The 14,259-nt window shown below is 55.8% G+C and carries 12 protein-coding genes; 3 read left to right on the top strand and 9 right to left on the bottom strand.

Going from position 1 to position 14,259, the window contains the following annotated elements; all coding sequences use genetic code 11:
- Positions 1-40: 40 nt before the first annotated feature.
- Positions 41-2,764 (bottom strand): DNA mismatch repair protein MutS, encoded by a 2,724-nt coding sequence (gene mutS, locus IT893_RS19025; protein ID WP_063086336.1) that lies wholly within the window; start codon positions 2,762-2,764, stop codon positions 41-43.
- A gap of 173 nt (positions 2,765-2,937) precedes the next feature.
- Between mutS and IT893_RS19020 the strand changes: the two genes are divergently transcribed.
- Both IT893_RS19020 and IT893_RS19015 read left to right on the top strand, forming a co-directional pair.
- Positions 2,938-3,438: a hypothetical protein gene (locus IT893_RS19020; protein WP_063086338.1), complete on the top strand. Its 501-nt coding sequence runs from the start codon at positions 2,938-2,940 to the stop codon at positions 3,436-3,438.
- Positions 3,439-3,961: 523 nt separating this feature from the next.
- Complete coding sequence (locus IT893_RS19015) at positions 3,962-6,229, top strand: NADP-dependent malic enzyme (protein ID WP_008888727.1); 2,268 nt, start codon at positions 3,962-3,964, stop codon at positions 6,227-6,229.
- 76 nt (positions 6,230-6,305) lie between these two features.
- Here IT893_RS19015 and IT893_RS19010 read toward each other — a convergent pair whose 3' ends face one another.
- Complete coding sequence (locus IT893_RS19010; RefSeq protein ID WP_197146309.1) at positions 6,306-7,508, bottom strand: hypothetical protein; 1,203 nt, start codon at positions 7,506-7,508, stop codon at positions 6,306-6,308.
- 283 nt (positions 7,509-7,791) lie between these two features.
- Between IT893_RS19010 and IT893_RS19005 the strand changes: the two genes are divergently transcribed.
- Positions 7,792-8,250, top strand: a complete 459-nt coding sequence (locus IT893_RS19005; RefSeq protein WP_008888725.1) for a hypothetical protein — start codon at positions 7,792-7,794, stop codon at positions 8,248-8,250.
- A gap of 87 nt (positions 8,251-8,337) precedes the next feature.
- Here the strand turns inward: IT893_RS19005 and IT893_RS19000 are convergent, their stop codons facing one another.
- From IT893_RS19000 to IT893_RS18970, 7 genes are all read right to left on the bottom strand, one after another.
- Positions 8,338-9,327 (bottom strand): glucosaminidase domain-containing protein, encoded by a 990-nt coding sequence (locus IT893_RS19000; protein WP_197146308.1) that lies wholly within the window; start codon positions 9,325-9,327, stop codon positions 8,338-8,340.
- A 269-nt stretch (positions 9,328-9,596) separates the two neighbouring features.
- The gene (locus IT893_RS18995; protein ID WP_008888723.1) at positions 9,597-10,166 is read right to left on the bottom strand and encodes a NifU family protein; all 570 of its coding nucleotides are present in this window, start codon (positions 10,164-10,166) and stop codon (positions 9,597-9,599) included.
- Positions 10,167-10,341: 175 nt separating this feature from the next.
- Positions 10,342-11,316: a DUF2333 family protein gene (locus IT893_RS18990; protein ID WP_008888722.1), complete on the bottom strand. Its 975-nt coding sequence runs from the start codon at positions 11,314-11,316 to the stop codon at positions 10,342-10,344.
- Between the two features lie 69 nt (positions 11,317-11,385).
- The gene (locus IT893_RS18985) at positions 11,386-11,928 is read right to left on the bottom strand and encodes a L,D-transpeptidase (RefSeq protein WP_197146307.1); all 543 of its coding nucleotides are present in this window, start codon (positions 11,926-11,928) and stop codon (positions 11,386-11,388) included.
- Between the two features lies 1 nt (position 11,929).
- Positions 11,930-12,475, bottom strand: a complete 546-nt coding sequence (locus tag IT893_RS18980) for an O-acetyl-ADP-ribose deacetylase (protein ID WP_197146306.1) — start codon at positions 12,473-12,475, stop codon at positions 11,930-11,932.
- Positions 12,476-12,646: 171 nt separating this feature from the next.
- Complete coding sequence (gene ppa / locus IT893_RS18975; protein WP_008888719.1) at positions 12,647-13,171, bottom strand: inorganic diphosphatase; 525 nt, start codon at positions 13,169-13,171, stop codon at positions 12,647-12,649.
- Between the two features lie 166 nt (positions 13,172-13,337).
- Positions 13,338-14,177: a glycosyltransferase family 2 protein gene (locus IT893_RS18970; RefSeq protein WP_197146305.1), complete on the bottom strand. Its 840-nt coding sequence runs from the start codon at positions 14,175-14,177 to the stop codon at positions 13,338-13,340.
- Positions 14,178-14,259 lie beyond the last annotated feature (82 nt).

The following is a 14,259-nucleotide window of genomic DNA, read 5'->3' as shown; positions in this document are numbered from 1 at the left end:
CGCACCTGATATGGGGATAGGCCGCCTGTTTTGCAGGTGATCAGCCCTTCAGCGACTGAAGACGATACAGCGCATCAAGGGCTTCGCGCGGGGTCATGTTGTCAGGATCAAGATCGGCAACCGCATCAAGCAGCGCCTTTTGCGCGTCCGACAGGGCCGGGGCGCTTGTGCGTTCCTCCTTGGCGGCCTGTTCGATGGCAACCGCAAACAGCGGCAGGTCATCGGCAAGCTTGGACACAGCACCCCCCTGTTCGCCCTTTTCAAGCGTCTTGAGCACCTGTTCGGCGCGCTTGATCACGGGCTTTGGCAGACCCGCCAGCTGGGCGACGTGAATGCCATATGACCGATCCGCACTGCCTGCGCCGACTTCATGAAGGAAGACGACCTCGCCCTGCCATTCCTTGATCAGCATGGTGTGGCAAGACAGGTGCTTGAGCTTGGCCGCGAGGGCAGTCAGTTCGTGATAGTGGGTGGCGAAAAGACCACGGCACTGATTGATTTCATGCAGGTTCTCAACCACCGCCCAGGCAATCGACAGACCATCAAAGGTCGCCGTGCCACGGCCGATTTCATCCAAAATCACAAGCGACCGGTCGGTTGCCTGATTAAGGATCGATGCGGTTTCAACCATTTCGACCATGAAGGTCGATCGGCCGCGCGCCAGATCGTCGGCCGCACCGACGCGCGAAAACAGCCGGTCAATCACTCCGATATGCGCCTTGGCCGCCGGAACGAACGCCCCGATCTGGGCGAGTACGGCAATCAGGGCATTCTGGCGCAGGAAGGTCGATTTACCGGCCATGTTCGGACCGGTGATCAGCCACAGGCTTTGTTCGTCTTCAAGGCGGCAATCATTGGCAACAAAGGGTGCGTCGCCATTTTCACGCAAGGCGGCCTCAACCACCGGATGGCGACCAGCGGTGATGTCAAAGGCAAGGCTGTTATCGATGTTCGGGCGAATGCAGCCCTGATCGCGGGCGAGTTCGGCCAGTGCGGCGGACACATCAAGGCCAGCCAGCGCACTCGCACATTTGGCGATGTCATCGGCCTTGGCCAGAACGGCGGCCACCAGTTCGTCAAACAGTTCCAGTTCAAGGGCAAGCGCCTGGTCGCCTGCCTTGGAGACCTTGCTTTCAAGCTCGGACAGCTCGACGGTGGTAAAGCGCACCGCATTGGCCATGGTCTGGCGGTGGATAAACTCATCCATCTCCATCATCTTGTCGGCGGTCTTGGCCGATACTTCGATGAAATAGCCAAGTACGTTGTTGTGCTTGACCTTAAGGTTGGAAATGCCGGTTTGCTCGGTATAGCGGGCCTGCAGGTTGGCGATCAGCTTCTTGCTTTCACTCGATAGCATGCGCAGCTCATCAAGCGGCGGGTGATAGCCCCCGGCGATAAAGCCACCATCGCGGGCGAGAAGCGGCAGGCTTTCGGCGATTGCCCGGCGCAACAGATCAATCAGATCGCCGTGATGTCCCATCATGGTCAAATGATCAGAAAGGGCTTCGGGCTGGGCAGTCAGGCCATCATTGCCGCCATCGGGCTTATTCAGAAGATTGCCAATCGCAAAGGCGCAGGACAGCCCATCACGCATCGCCGCCAGATCACGCGGGCCACCGCGCCCGACCGACAGGCGCGAAAGTGCGCGTTCGATATCGGGGCATTCGCCAAGGGCGGCGCGCAGATCAGATCGCAACCCATCGCGATCATGGAAATATTCCACCAGATCAAGGCGTTTGTTGACCTCGTCCGCGTTGGTCAGCGGGGCGGACAGACGCGCCGCCAACAAACGTGCACCGGCACCGGTGCGGGTGCGGTCAATGACGGACAGCAACGATCCCTTGCGCTCGCCCGATTGGGTCTGGATCAGCTCCAGCGACCGACGGGTGGCGGCGTCGATTTCCATCGCTGCCCCCTCTGCCACGCGGGTCGGCGGGGCAAGGCGGGGCATCTGGCCCTTTTGGGTCAGTTCGACATAATCAATCAGCGCACCGGCAGCCGACAGCTCGGCGATCTCAAACCCGCCAAAGGCATCAAGGGCTTCGACCTCATAAAGCTTTTTGAGCCTAAGCTGGGCATTTTCAGCATCAAAGCGTGCGGTCGGTTGCGGGGTGATGATGTTTTTATATTCGGCATAGATGTCGAACACTTCAGAGCGGTTCAGCATCTTTTCCGAAAACAGGATTTCACCCGGATCAAGGCGGGCAAGGGCGGCACCAAGACCGGCCATCTCGCAGGGCTGCACAAAGAAATCACCGGTCGACATATCAAGCCAGGCAAGCCCGATCTTGCCGCGCACTTCGGACACGGCGGCCAGATAATTGTGGCGCCGGGCATCCAGCAGGCTGTCTTCGGTAAGGGTGCCCGGCGTGATCAGGCGGACAACACCGCGTTTGACCACGGATTTAGCACCGCGTTTTTTGGCCTCTGCCGGGTCTTCCATCTGTTCACAGACGGCCACCCGAAAGCCCTTGCGGATCAGACGTTGCAGATAGGTTTCGTGACTATGGACGGGAACACCGGCCATGGGAATTTCGTTACCTTGATGCTTGCCGCGTTTTGTCAGGGCAATATCAAGGGCTTCGGCGGCTTTGACCGCATCGTCAAAGAACAGCTCGTAGAAATCGCCCATCCGATAGAACAGCAGGCAGTCCTGATACTGTTCCTTGATTTCAAGGAACTGCATCATCATTGGCGTCGCGCCGTCTCTGGAAAAAGAAGGTGCGGTCGGTGTGGTATCGGATTTATCGGCGATCTGGTTCATGATGACTTGATAGCAAACCCTGAAGGCAAAGACGAGAGCAGGAAACTGGCGGGGTGATAAAACTTGATCTATGCCATTGCAACGCCTGAATTTCTGCGAATATATAAAGATCGTGACCAACAACCAACTGTCGTTTTCCGCGACAGAATAACAGTGAGCAAGGAGCGTACAAAATGGCAGAAGAACAGACCATCCCGCAGGCCCCGGAACTGGTCGGACTGTTTGATACCAAGGACGGTTTCGATGCGGCTCTGCGTGCGCTCCGCGATGCCGGGTTTGAACGCACCGATCTGTCGGTTCTAAGCTCCCACGAATCCATCGATGTGGCAGGCAAGGATGGTCGGTCCTGGTCCGATGTACTGACCGCGCTGGTGGGTGAAACCAAATATGAAGTGCCGCTGGTGGCATCCGGCGCGATTGCCTTGTTTGGGGGCGCTGCGACGGCGGCCGCCGCCATTGCGGTCGGGGCCGGTGTTGGCGCAGTCGCACTTCGTGAATTTATCGAAGAAGTGACCTCCACCCCGCATACCGAGGATTTCGCCCGCGCGGTCGATGCCGGATCGGTCATCCTGTGGGTGCGGATCGACCCGGACCACGAAGGTGCCGAGGCCAAGGCACGTGCCATTCTTGAACAGAATGGTGCGACCAACATCCATCTGCATTCGCCGAAGTAATCCGCACGTTTTGGCGTGGCGGGCAGCTGCATGACAGAGTCCGCCGAGAACGATTGATTTTGCCGGTAAGGCAACGGGAACACGGGGGCATTGGCCCCCGTTTTTCGTATCGTGGAAAGTTCATATCGGTACCAATCGGCGGGTCGGTTTGCGCGGCGCAATAAAAACCGCAATCCCAAGTGCCAGTTGCGCGTGCGCGATTACATCTCTGAAAAACCAGCACTTACTGACGGTCATGGCGGCCGGGTCGATGGGGCGGGGGTATCCGCCATTGCGTTTGCGCATATGAAACGGGCCGGATCAGAGGTCAATGTTGCGCCGCAACATACGGAAAACGCTACGTAATTTTGCGGTTGCCGTTAACGTCGCCTTTGACCCGGGGCGCGAAGCCTGATTTATTGGGCGGTCCGACAAGACGGTCCCACGCCGCAAACTTGTCGATCAGGAAAATCAGAACTTAAGAACAAAACAGACCGTACAGGTTGCTTTCCATCTCACCACGCAAGCGTCAGTGAAAAACACAATGTCAGATACAGAAATCAAGGTTCGTGACCGTGAAGCGCTGCTGTTTCATTCCAGCGGCCGCCCCGGCAAAATCGAAATCACCGCATCCAAACCGCTGACCACTCAGCGCGACCTCTCGCTCGCCTATTCACCGGGTGTTGCGGTGCCGTGTCTTGAAATCGCCAAGAACCCGGCGACGGCCTATGATTACACCTCCAAGGGCAACATCGTTGCGGTCATTTCCAACGGCACCGCCGTGCTTGGCCTTGGCAACCTTGGTGCACTGGCCTCCAAGCCGGTGATGGAAGGCAAGGCGGTTCTGTTCAAACGCTTTGCCGATGTGGATGGGTTCGATCTTGAAGTGTCGACCGAGGATGTTGACGAGTTCGTCAATTGCGTACGTTTCCTCGGCGCATCATTCGGCGGGATCAACCTTGAAGACATCAAGGCGCCGGAATGCTTCATCATCGAACAGCGCCTGCGCGAGGTTATGGACATTCCGGTGTTTCATGACGACCAGCATGGCACGGCGATCATTGCGGCATCGGGCCTGATCAATGCCTGTGACCTGACGGGTCGCAAACTTGAAGACATCAAGCTTGTCATCAACGGGGCCGGTGCGGCCGCGATTGCCTGTTGCGAACTGGTCAAAAGCATGGGTGTTGCCCATGACAACGTGATCATGTGTGACTCGCGCGGGGTGATCTACAAGGGCCGTGAAGACGGCATGAACCAGTGGAAATCGGCCCATGCGGCCGATACCGATGCACGGTCGCTTGACGATGCGATGAAGGGTGCTGATGCGTTCTTTGGCCTGTCGGTCAAGGGGGCGGTAACGTCCGCCATGGTCAAAAGCATGGCCAAACAGCCGATCATCTTTGCCATGGCCAACCCGGATCCGGAAATTTCCCCGGAAGAAGTTGCTGCTATTCGTGATGACGCGATTTGCGCCACCGGGCGTTCGGACTATCCGAACCAGATCAACAACGTTCTGGGCTTCCCGTATATCTTCCGCGGTGCGCTTGATGTTCAGGCATCCACGATCAACGAAGACATGAAGATTGCCGCAGCCCATGCAGTGGCATCGCTTGCCCGTGAAGACGTGCCCGATGAAGTGGCCGCGGCCTATTCCGGGCGTCGTTTGCAATATGGTCCGGAATACATCATCCCGGCCCCGTTTGACCCGCGCCTGATTACCGCCGTGCCCAAGGCGGTTGCCCAAGCCGCGATGGATAGCGGTGTGGCGCGTCGTCCGATCATTGATATGGAAGAATATGAAAATCAGCTGCGCGGTCGTCTTGACCCGACGGCAGCCCATTTGCAGCTGATTTCCGATTACGTCCGTGCGCACCCGAAACGCATCGCCTTTGCCGAAGGCGAGGAAGAAACCGTGATCCGCGCAGCGGTGGCGTATCGCAATTCGGGCTACGGCACGCCGATCCTGATCGGGCGCGAAGACCGCATCCATGAAAGTGCCAAGAAGCTTGGTATTGAAAGCCTTGATGGTGTTGAAATCAGCAACGCGGCCCTTTCCAAGCATAATGCGGAATATGCCGAGTTCCTCTATCAGCGCCTGCAGCGCAAGGGCTTCCTGTGGCGTGATTGCCAGCGCATGGTCAACCAGAAGCGTAACGTCTTTGCCTCTGTCATGGTCGCACAGGGTCATGCCGATGGTTTGATCACCGGTCTTACCCGGAACTTCAATCGAAGCTTTGCCGATGTTGCCGGTGTGATCGATGCCAAGCCGGGTGAAATCCCGATGGGGCTTTCGATTGCGATTGCCAAGGGCCGGACGGTGTTCATCGCCGATACCCGTGTGCACAACCTGCCCAATGCCGAAGAACTGGCCGAGATCGCCATCCAGGCGGCCGCCAAGGCCCGTCAGATGGGGCATGAGCCGCGTGTGGCAATGGTTTCGCACTCGACCTTCGGCAACCCGTATAGCGAGGATACCGACCGTATCCGCGAAGCCGTGGGCATCCTTGAAAGCAGCAATGTCGATTTCGAGTTCGATGGCGACATGGCGGTTGATGTGGCACTCGATACCGAGCTTCTGAAGCTTTATCCGTTCTGCCGTCTGTCGGGTCCGGCCAACGTTCTGGTGATGCCGGCACTGCACGCGGCAACCACAGCCTCCAAACTGCTGGATAAGCTTGGCGGTGGCACGGTGGTTGGTCCGGTGATGATCGGTCTGGAAAAACCGGCCCAGATCGCCCAGATGGGGGCAACCGTGAACGATCTGGTGAACCTTGCCGCCCTTGCCGCCCACGAGGCAGAGCACGGCTAAGCCGTTCTAAAATCAAAGATCAAAAAGGCGGGGCTGATTTTTCAGGCTCCGCCTTTTTTCTGTTCGGGGTTGGGGCTTACTCGACCGGCTGTCCCAGAATGGCGATAGCAGCCCCCAAGGCGGCCAGCAGGGCAAAGAACGCGACCTTGCCCCGGTTGCTACGGCGGATGGAAATGATGGCCGCCAAGGCCGCCTGCAGGCCGTAATAAATGGCAAAGGCGCGCGATGCGTAACTGACAATCGCAAAGATGTCCGCCGACCATGTCAGTGCAATACCGATAATCCCCAGCGCCAGATAGGCTTGGGCTTCGGTAATGCGGTTTTGCGATAGTTGGGCAAACAGTCCGCCCGATCCGCTGGTATCGGCAATTGCGGCACTGAATTGCGATGCCATGGCAGCCGCCACCAGCATGAAGGGCAGGATCGGGGCGACGATCCCCATCATGTCGATAATACCGGTTTCCGACGATGTGATTTGATCTGGCGCGAAGACATAGGAAATCAGAAGGATGTAAATCAGATAGATCAGGGTCGACAGCCATTGGGCAAGGCGCATTGAACGGATGCGGGTTTTGGCATCATAGCTTGATCCCAGATAGCGCGATGTTTCGAACCCCTGAACTGTGATCAGAAGACCAAAGGCCATGGTGATGGCAGGCCAGCCCGTGACGTTTTGGGGATTGAAAACCAGCTTCTCGTCGATGGCCTGTTCGCCGAAATGGGCCATCAACCCGACCAACAGACCGGCAATGATCGCGAGTTTCAAGCCGACCGAAACATATTCCATCTGCTCAAGGCTTTTGAACCCGTGTGACCAGCCAACCACAATGATGATGGCAAAAACACCGCTGGTCATCAGCTTGGCATCAAGGGCGGAATCAAATGGTGTCAGGCTAAGCGAAAAGGCGCCCAGCAGATTGAGGTAATAGGTCACCGAAATGATATAGGCAAAGGCCAGCGCCCAGGAAGACAGGGTTTCGACCCGTTGGGCCAGTTTGCCATATGAACCGTCAATGATGGCATCTTCGCCAGCCGCAATATTGGCGCGGATCACCGCGCCATAGAGATAGGCCACCAGACAAAGGGCAAGCATGACCAGCGGTGCATAACCGCCGTATCCGACATTCAGCACCGGTCCGAGCAGCAAAAAGCCACTGCCGATGATCGAGGCCAGCGGCGTCACAACAGCACGCCACGTGGTCGACCGCGAAACGCGGGGCATGGATAGCACAATCGCAATGCTGATAGTTGCGATGGCAATGATCAAATCGAATATCACGTTTCTTGCTCGGACTTTCGGGTGGTGGCGTCCTGATTTTCAAGGACTGTAAGCTGGTTGGTGTCGATTAGCATATCAGATGGTGTCTGTATCGTTGCCATCAGGGATCCCACGAATAAAATCAGCCTGCAGTCTTCAGCGGGATGAATGGTAACCTGTTTGGCATAGATATCCCGTTGTCGACGTTATTGTTGGCAGGATGTGACAGATGACCTGATTTTTGCCACATCATGGCGGCAGAAGTCAGGCAAATCGCAAAACGACCAGAAAACAGGAATCGCTCATGGGCCAGTTGACCCGGTTTTTCGCCGTTATCATGTTTTTGCCGCTGCTTGCCGCCTGCGAAGATGAACAGGTCAGCGGACCGACAGCCGATGAAATCACCACGGCGGTGATCGAACGGTTTCGCGATGATCCCTATGCCAAGGTCGGGCATGTTGAAAACGTGACCAAAACCAACAGCATTTCCGAAGACGATGACGAAGTGCTTGTCATGGTGCGTTATGAGCTGGTGTTTGATCGCACGGTTGCGGATTTTGCCGATGACGTCACCGAAAAGGGCAAGGCGGCCGGGACGATGGATGATGTCGGCAGCACGGTGCGTGATGCGCTTGATCTGGTGAAGACCAAGATGCTGACGCTCAAGGAAGGTGAATACAAGGTGGGCGACCGTCGGGTGGTCGAGGATGAAATCCGGTTGCTGAAATCGGAAAAGGGCTGGATTTATCGCGGACGGCCGTAAACGGGTCTTCTGATATCCGAACCAAAAAAGGGACCCGAGCGGGTCCCTTTTTATTTGATCTGGCTTGGTGCCTGATGACCCTTGGGATTATTCCTCAAGGGCGGCGAGCACCTTTGGCGGCGGCGGGACGTCCCCTGCCGCAAAATCAAGACCATCAAGCTCGTTCAGCCCGTTCACACTCATGATGGCATGCAGGCTGTCGACATATTCCTCGCCGCGCTCGGAATATTTGGTCAGGGTCTCGGCCAGTTCCCAGCCACTGATAAACTTGCCTTCGGCGCGAAGGGTTGCGCGACGTTCGCGCAATTCCTGATAGGCCGGGTGCGAATTGATGTTGCGTGCATAGGCGCGCACACTGTCCATCAGGCTGCCAAAGGCCTTGATGACGTGGGTTTTGCCATCTTCGCGATCCTTCGGCACGATGCCTTCGTCATCGCCCCAGGCCCATTGACCAAACAGGGCGTTGCCTTTGCGTACAAAGCGTGACGTGCCCCAGCCACTTTCCTCTGCCGACTGGGCAAGGATCAGGGAGGTCGGGATCACATCAATGCGTTCAAGCAGGGCGTTGATGCCGCCATCGGTCACGCGATAGCGCTTCATCAGCTGATTGACCCATTGCTGATCGGCCTGGCTGACCGGGGTGCCGGAAATGCCCTTGGCCTGAATGGCCATCAGACGTTCGCGGCGCGCGGTGATTTCTTCGTTCACGCGCATGGCCAGCGGCAGCATGATTTTCAGGAAAAGCTGTTTGCGCTCTTCAACCGATGCCAGTTCGCCAAGGCCTTCGGGCACGCGCTTGATATAGACGCGCGGGACTTCGCCCACCTCATTGAGGTGATAGCCAATGCTTTTGAAATACTGGCTGAGTGCGATGACTTCAGGGCCGCGGCGATAAACCGTTTTCTTCTTTTTGATAACGGCTTCATCTGCCGTGACTTCGACGGTTTCTGTCTCGAAACCTTCCGGAGTTGGAGAAAGATCAATTCCGGCGAAAAGCCCAATATACAGGAAAAAAATCGCTCCAAAAATCGAAGCGAGCGCAACATTCCTGTAACTGTTTGTTTTTGCGCTAGTCATTGTTGAATCTCCAGGATCAGTCGAACTGTCCATCCCAAGTGGAGGTTATCTATGCCTGCCGCGCGCGATGATCGCAACGGGCAATATCTCCGAGAGTTGAAAACGCCAAGAAAACCTTTTCGTTCAGCGCATAATTTTTACGCCCGGCGCGGGTTAAAGTTCACGCCGGGCGTCTGAATTTGTTAACGACTCGTAAATCCGTGCACGGTCAGTTCACCGGATGGTCGGACGCCATCTTGTCGGTGAGGTGTCTGAAAACCGGGTCAGGCTCAGTCAGCCATGACCGGTTCGACGGCCTGAACTTCGGGCACGTAATAACGCAGCATGTTTTCGATGCCCATCTTGAGCGTCGCGGTGCTGCTTGGGCAGCCGGCGCATGCACCGTGCATTTCAAGGAAGACCACGCCATCTTCGAAACGGTGGAAGACGATGTCACCACCATCCTGTGCCACGGCCGGGCGCACGCGGGTATCAAGCAGTTCCTTGATCTGGCTGACCAGTTCATCATCGCCTTCGGCAGCAGAGCTGGTACCGGTGGCGGCGTTGGAGTCCTGATCGAGAACCGGCTGACCGGACGTATAATGTTCCATGATCCCGCCAAGAATCTGCGGTTTCAGGGTTTGCCAATCCTTGGAGTCATCCTTGGTGATGGTGATGAAATCACCGCCGAGGAAAACACCGGCAATGCCATCAATTTCAAACAGCTTGCGGGCAAGCGGCGATTTGATGGCTTCGTCACCCTTAACGAAGTTGGCGGTGCCAAGACGGCCCATGACTTCTTCGCCCGGAAGGAATTTGAGTGTCGCCGGATTCGGGGTCGGTTCGGTCTGAATGAACATTTTCGGCTTGTCCTCTCACTCTGATTGTCGGGACTTCAGGATCTGGACCCCAACGCCCACTCAACAATCTCTATTTCATTTGGTTAGGCCCTAAATGGGGCAAAAACCACAAAAGATCAAGTCGCAGCGCGCAACTCAGGTATTCCGGATGACGTGTTTCGTCATCACATTGACGTCAACGTTGCAGAATGCTGCTGATTTCGCGCATCTGGGTACGGGCCCGCAAAAGATAGAAACCAAGCCCCGCCAGATGGTTAGGGAAGACGATGCCATCGGCCGAGCCGTTCACAACCACCATCGGGTCAAGTGCGGCCGCCGCTTGCAGGGATCCGATCATTTCTGCCCAGACCGATGCGATCTGGCGTTCATTGATGATCTGTTCGAAGTCGGTGCCAAGATCGCGCAAGATCAGGCTATAGGCATAAAGGCGACCCTTGGTGGCATAGAAAACGTCATCGGCCGTGCGATCAAAGATCGACGGATTTTCCACCTTATCATCAATCAGGGCAGAGGCCGAGCCAAGGTCATTGGCAATGCGGTTCAGTGTTTCCTGAAGGTTGTCGGCACGGCGTTCAAAAACCGCATTCCCGTTGGTCAGACGGGTATTGTAGTTTTGCAGGGACCGGATTGCCTGACGGTATTGTTGTTCGGACGTGACACCGGGCAGCAGCGAAACGCTGGGATCAAACACCCATTTGTCGCCACGGAATTTCAAAAGGCCGGCGGCGTCATCCAGATCCGGGTCAACCTGACTTGACCCACGGGCGCGCCCGATCTGATCGGAAAGCTCGATCGCAAAGCGCGACAGGGCATAGACAATCCCGGTCTGGAAGTTCGGCATGTTATCAAGGGCTGCACTTGGCAGGAAGAACGGATCGTTGGCGGTCCAGCGGTTCTGGTTGACCTCGCGATCAATCAGGGCTGCGGCGGTGTTCACCGCGTGACTGCCGCCCTTGTAATTGCCGATAAAGTCGGGGTTGTCATCGATACGATGCACAATCGCCATGCCTGCCGGATAATAGATCACGGCAATCAGAACGATCACACCAAGGCTGCGCACCCAGAACTTGCCCGAACCGAAAATAGCTTTCAGTCGGGAACCAAATCCTGCAACGCCGCCTTTTTTATAGAGATAATCGTCTTCAATCATGACTTGTCCTGTGAATTGATCCGGCAATTGAACCTAGGCGCTGTGCACCCAAACGGCAAGTCCATGATTTTACGCAGTGATGGTGATGAACGTTTCAAAGGTCGCCAGTCCAAGCAGTTGCTCAAGATCCTTCTCGGCCAAGGCAACACAGCCTTCGGTGCCAGCATAATCGGGTTTGGCGATATGCATGAAGATCGCCGATCCCTTTCCGGGCACGGGCGGGTCATCATTATGGCCCAGAACAACGATGATGTTATAGAGATCATCCTTGCGAAACAGCTTTTCATGGCTGGCATCAAACGGCAGGCGGACCGGGCAGTTATAGTCTGGATGACCGGGATCATCACACCAGCCGTCGGAAAATGAAATGGTGGTGACTGGAAGCTTGGTGCGTGGGCTGGGCCTGCGATCGGCACGATACATCACATAGCGCAGCTGCCAGCGACCGGCCGGCGTTTTACCGTCGCCTTCGGTTTTCTGGTCGGCATCAATCACGCCATTGATCCCAAGGGCACAGCGAAATGTGTGTTCACCCACGCTCAGCACACCGTCTGGCGAAGCAAACAGTTCAAGCGGTTGGGACGGCGAAGGTGCAGCAGCGTCGCTTTGCATTCTATTGATGGACCTTATCGTGGCACGCAGCTTCAATATGCTGACGCGCTAATGGTGAGAAACAACAAAGGTAAATTTGTGGCATTTGCGCCAATTCGCCAGTCAGCTCACAAATGGTTGATACGGCGATTTTGGCCGCCTGGTCTTCCGGATAGCCAAATATCCCGGTGGATATGGCAGGAAACGCCACAGAGGCCAGATTGTTCTCGACCGCCAGCAAGATTGATTGGCGATAACAGCTTGCCAACAAATCGGCCTCACCCTGTGTGCCGCCATGCCAGACCGGGCCGACGGTGTGGATGACGTATTTTGCCTTCAGTTTAAATCCGGGTGTGATTCGGGCCTCACCCGTCGGGCAGGGGGCAAGCGACCGGCAGGCGTTTGCCAGTTCAGGACCCGCCGCATGATGGATCGCACCGCAAACGCCACCGCCGGGCAACAGGGCCTCGTTGGCGGCATTGACGATGGCATCGACATCAAGTGTGGTGATGTCACTGAGGGTAATTTTGATGGCATGGGTTTTGTCGGGCGCGTTTTTGTGGGTCACGAATAGTATCCTGAAACGTGAATTCCTCCCTCAATACCAACCTGTAAGGATGGCGCCCCTGCACCAAAGTAGTGTTGCGCAACCGATAAGTCAAAAAACAACGCTCCGCCAAATCTGACGGAGCGTTGCATTTTAAATCCGATGCTTGTCCGAAGACGGGTTGAATGCAGCTTATTTGCCGAGGCGGGTCACACCTTCTTCGATCAGTTTGGCGGCTTTTTCAGCGCCTTCCCAACCGGTGACCTTAACCCATTTGCCTTTTTCGAGGTCTTTGTAACGCTCGAAGAAGTGCTGGATCTGATCGCGCAGGATCTGCGGCAGATCTTCGTGGGATTTGATGTCGGTGTAGTACGGGTCAATCTTGTCATGCGGCACGCAGATCAGTTTTTCGTCCTGACCGGCTTCGTCTTCCATGATCAGAACACCGATCGGACGCGCGCGGATGACGGAACCGGCCACGACCGGCTCGCGGAACATGACCATGGCATCAACCGGGTCACCATCTTCGCCCAGCGTGTTGGGGATGAAGCCATAGTTGACCGGGTAATACATCGAGGTGTGCAGGAAACGATCGACAAACACAGCACCGGAGTCTTTATCGACTTCATACTTGACCGGTCCGCCCTGCGGAATTTCGATGACGACGTTTACGTCCCACGGAACATCCTTGCCAACGGCAATCTTGCTGAGATCCATCTGGGAAAATCCCTTTCGCTTTTTGAACGCATGCCCCGATCACCAGGGCGGCTGATATGAGCTTCTAAGATGCAAAGACGCATCCGAAGGAAAATGATGCCGACCTTTTATCGCGAAACGTCGTCGCTTCCAAGGGGGCAGGAAATGATACTTTTGATCAGAAACCCTAGGCGGTTTCGGCAACCGGCAGCAAAGAGCTTTTCACAGGCGTGAAGCGGTCTGCTTCTGCCTCAAGATTATTGAAATAACCCGGGTTCTTTGATGCGTTTGCATGACGGCTGGGTATCGAACGACCGTGGAAGAGATGCAAGACAGGAGAGGTATATTCAACATTTTTGCGACGGATACCCGCCCGGATCATGCGGAGTACGAAATCTGAATCTTCCAACCCATGGCCTTCATAGGCTTCGTCGAAGCCACCAATCTTTAAGATATCATCCTTGAAGGCCGCAATATTGCACCCCTGTGCTTTCTTCCAGCAATTGGCGTGCTCCCAAAGACTTTTCTGGCTTTGCGGGATCGGAATGAACTGAAATGGGCGATTGCAGTTTCCCGTCAGGCCCAGCATGAAGAGGATCGCACGTGGCCATTTGTGGAACCGGAGACGTTTCTTCATCGCAAGCTTGGTAAAGCGTTCCTTTAGGAAGACACGTTTGCCTGTGACAAAGCAGTTTGCTTCGGCCGCTTCGCGGTGGCTTGAAACAAAGTTCGACATCAGGCAGCAATCACCGTCGGTAAACACAATAATATCGCCTTCGGACATTGCGATTGCGCCGTTGCGCACGCGCGACAGCCGGTATCCCTGATCTTCCTGCCAGAAATGTTTGATCGGCACCGGGGATTTTTTTTGCATCTTGGCAATTGTCTGCGCGGTTTCCGGCCCTGAGCCATCATCGGCAACGATCACCTCGAAGTTATCGTCCTTCTGGTCGATCAGTGATTGCAAAACCATTTCCAGCGCCTCCGGCCAATTATAGGTCGAAACGATGACTGAGACCTTATGCACTAAAATACCCCTAAATGTTGCTTGTGGTGTCCGCTTCAGGAAGCACCAAATCAGTGTGAGCAGACAGTATTTCCGACTGCTC

This window comes from Thalassospira sp. A40-3 (genome assembly GCF_015871485.1).
Lineage (GTDB): Bacteria > Pseudomonadota > Alphaproteobacteria > Rhodospirillales > Thalassospiraceae > Thalassospira > Thalassospira tepidiphila.
The sequence above is the reverse complement of the archived record's forward strand: the minus strand, read 5'-3'. Positions and strand labels throughout refer to the sequence as shown.

Coding starts and splice junctions, on each gene's coding strand:
- IT893_RS18995 (WP_008888723.1), bottom strand. CDS start 10,166: ATGTTCATTCAGACCGAACCGACCCCGAATCCGGCGACACTCAAATTC.
- IT893_RS19000 (WP_197146308.1), bottom strand. CDS start 9,327: ATGACTAGCGCAAAAACAAACAGTTACAGGAATGTTGCGCTCGCTTCG.
- IT893_RS19015 (WP_008888727.1), top strand. CDS start 3,962: ATGTCAGATACAGAAATCAAGGTTCGTGACCGTGAAGCGCTGCTGTTT.
- IT893_RS19020 (WP_063086338.1), top strand. CDS start 2,938: ATGGCAGAAGAACAGACCATCCCGCAGGCCCCGGAACTGGTCGGACTG.
- IT893_RS18985 (WP_197146307.1), bottom strand. CDS start 11,928: ATGCAAAGCGACGCTGCTGCACCTTCGCCGTCCCAACCGCTTGAACTG.
- IT893_RS19005 (WP_008888725.1), top strand. CDS start 7,792: ATGGGCCAGTTGACCCGGTTTTTCGCCGTTATCATGTTTTTGCCGCTG.
- mutS (WP_063086336.1), bottom strand. CDS start 2,764: ATGAACCAGATCGCCGATAAATCCGATACCACACCGACCGCACCTTCT.
- IT893_RS18990 (WP_008888722.1), bottom strand. CDS start 11,316: ATGATTGAAGACGATTATCTCTATAAAAAAGGCGGCGTTGCAGGATTT.
- ppa (WP_008888719.1), bottom strand. CDS start 13,171: ATGGATCTCAGCAAGATTGCCGTTGGCAAGGATGTTCCGTGGGACGTA.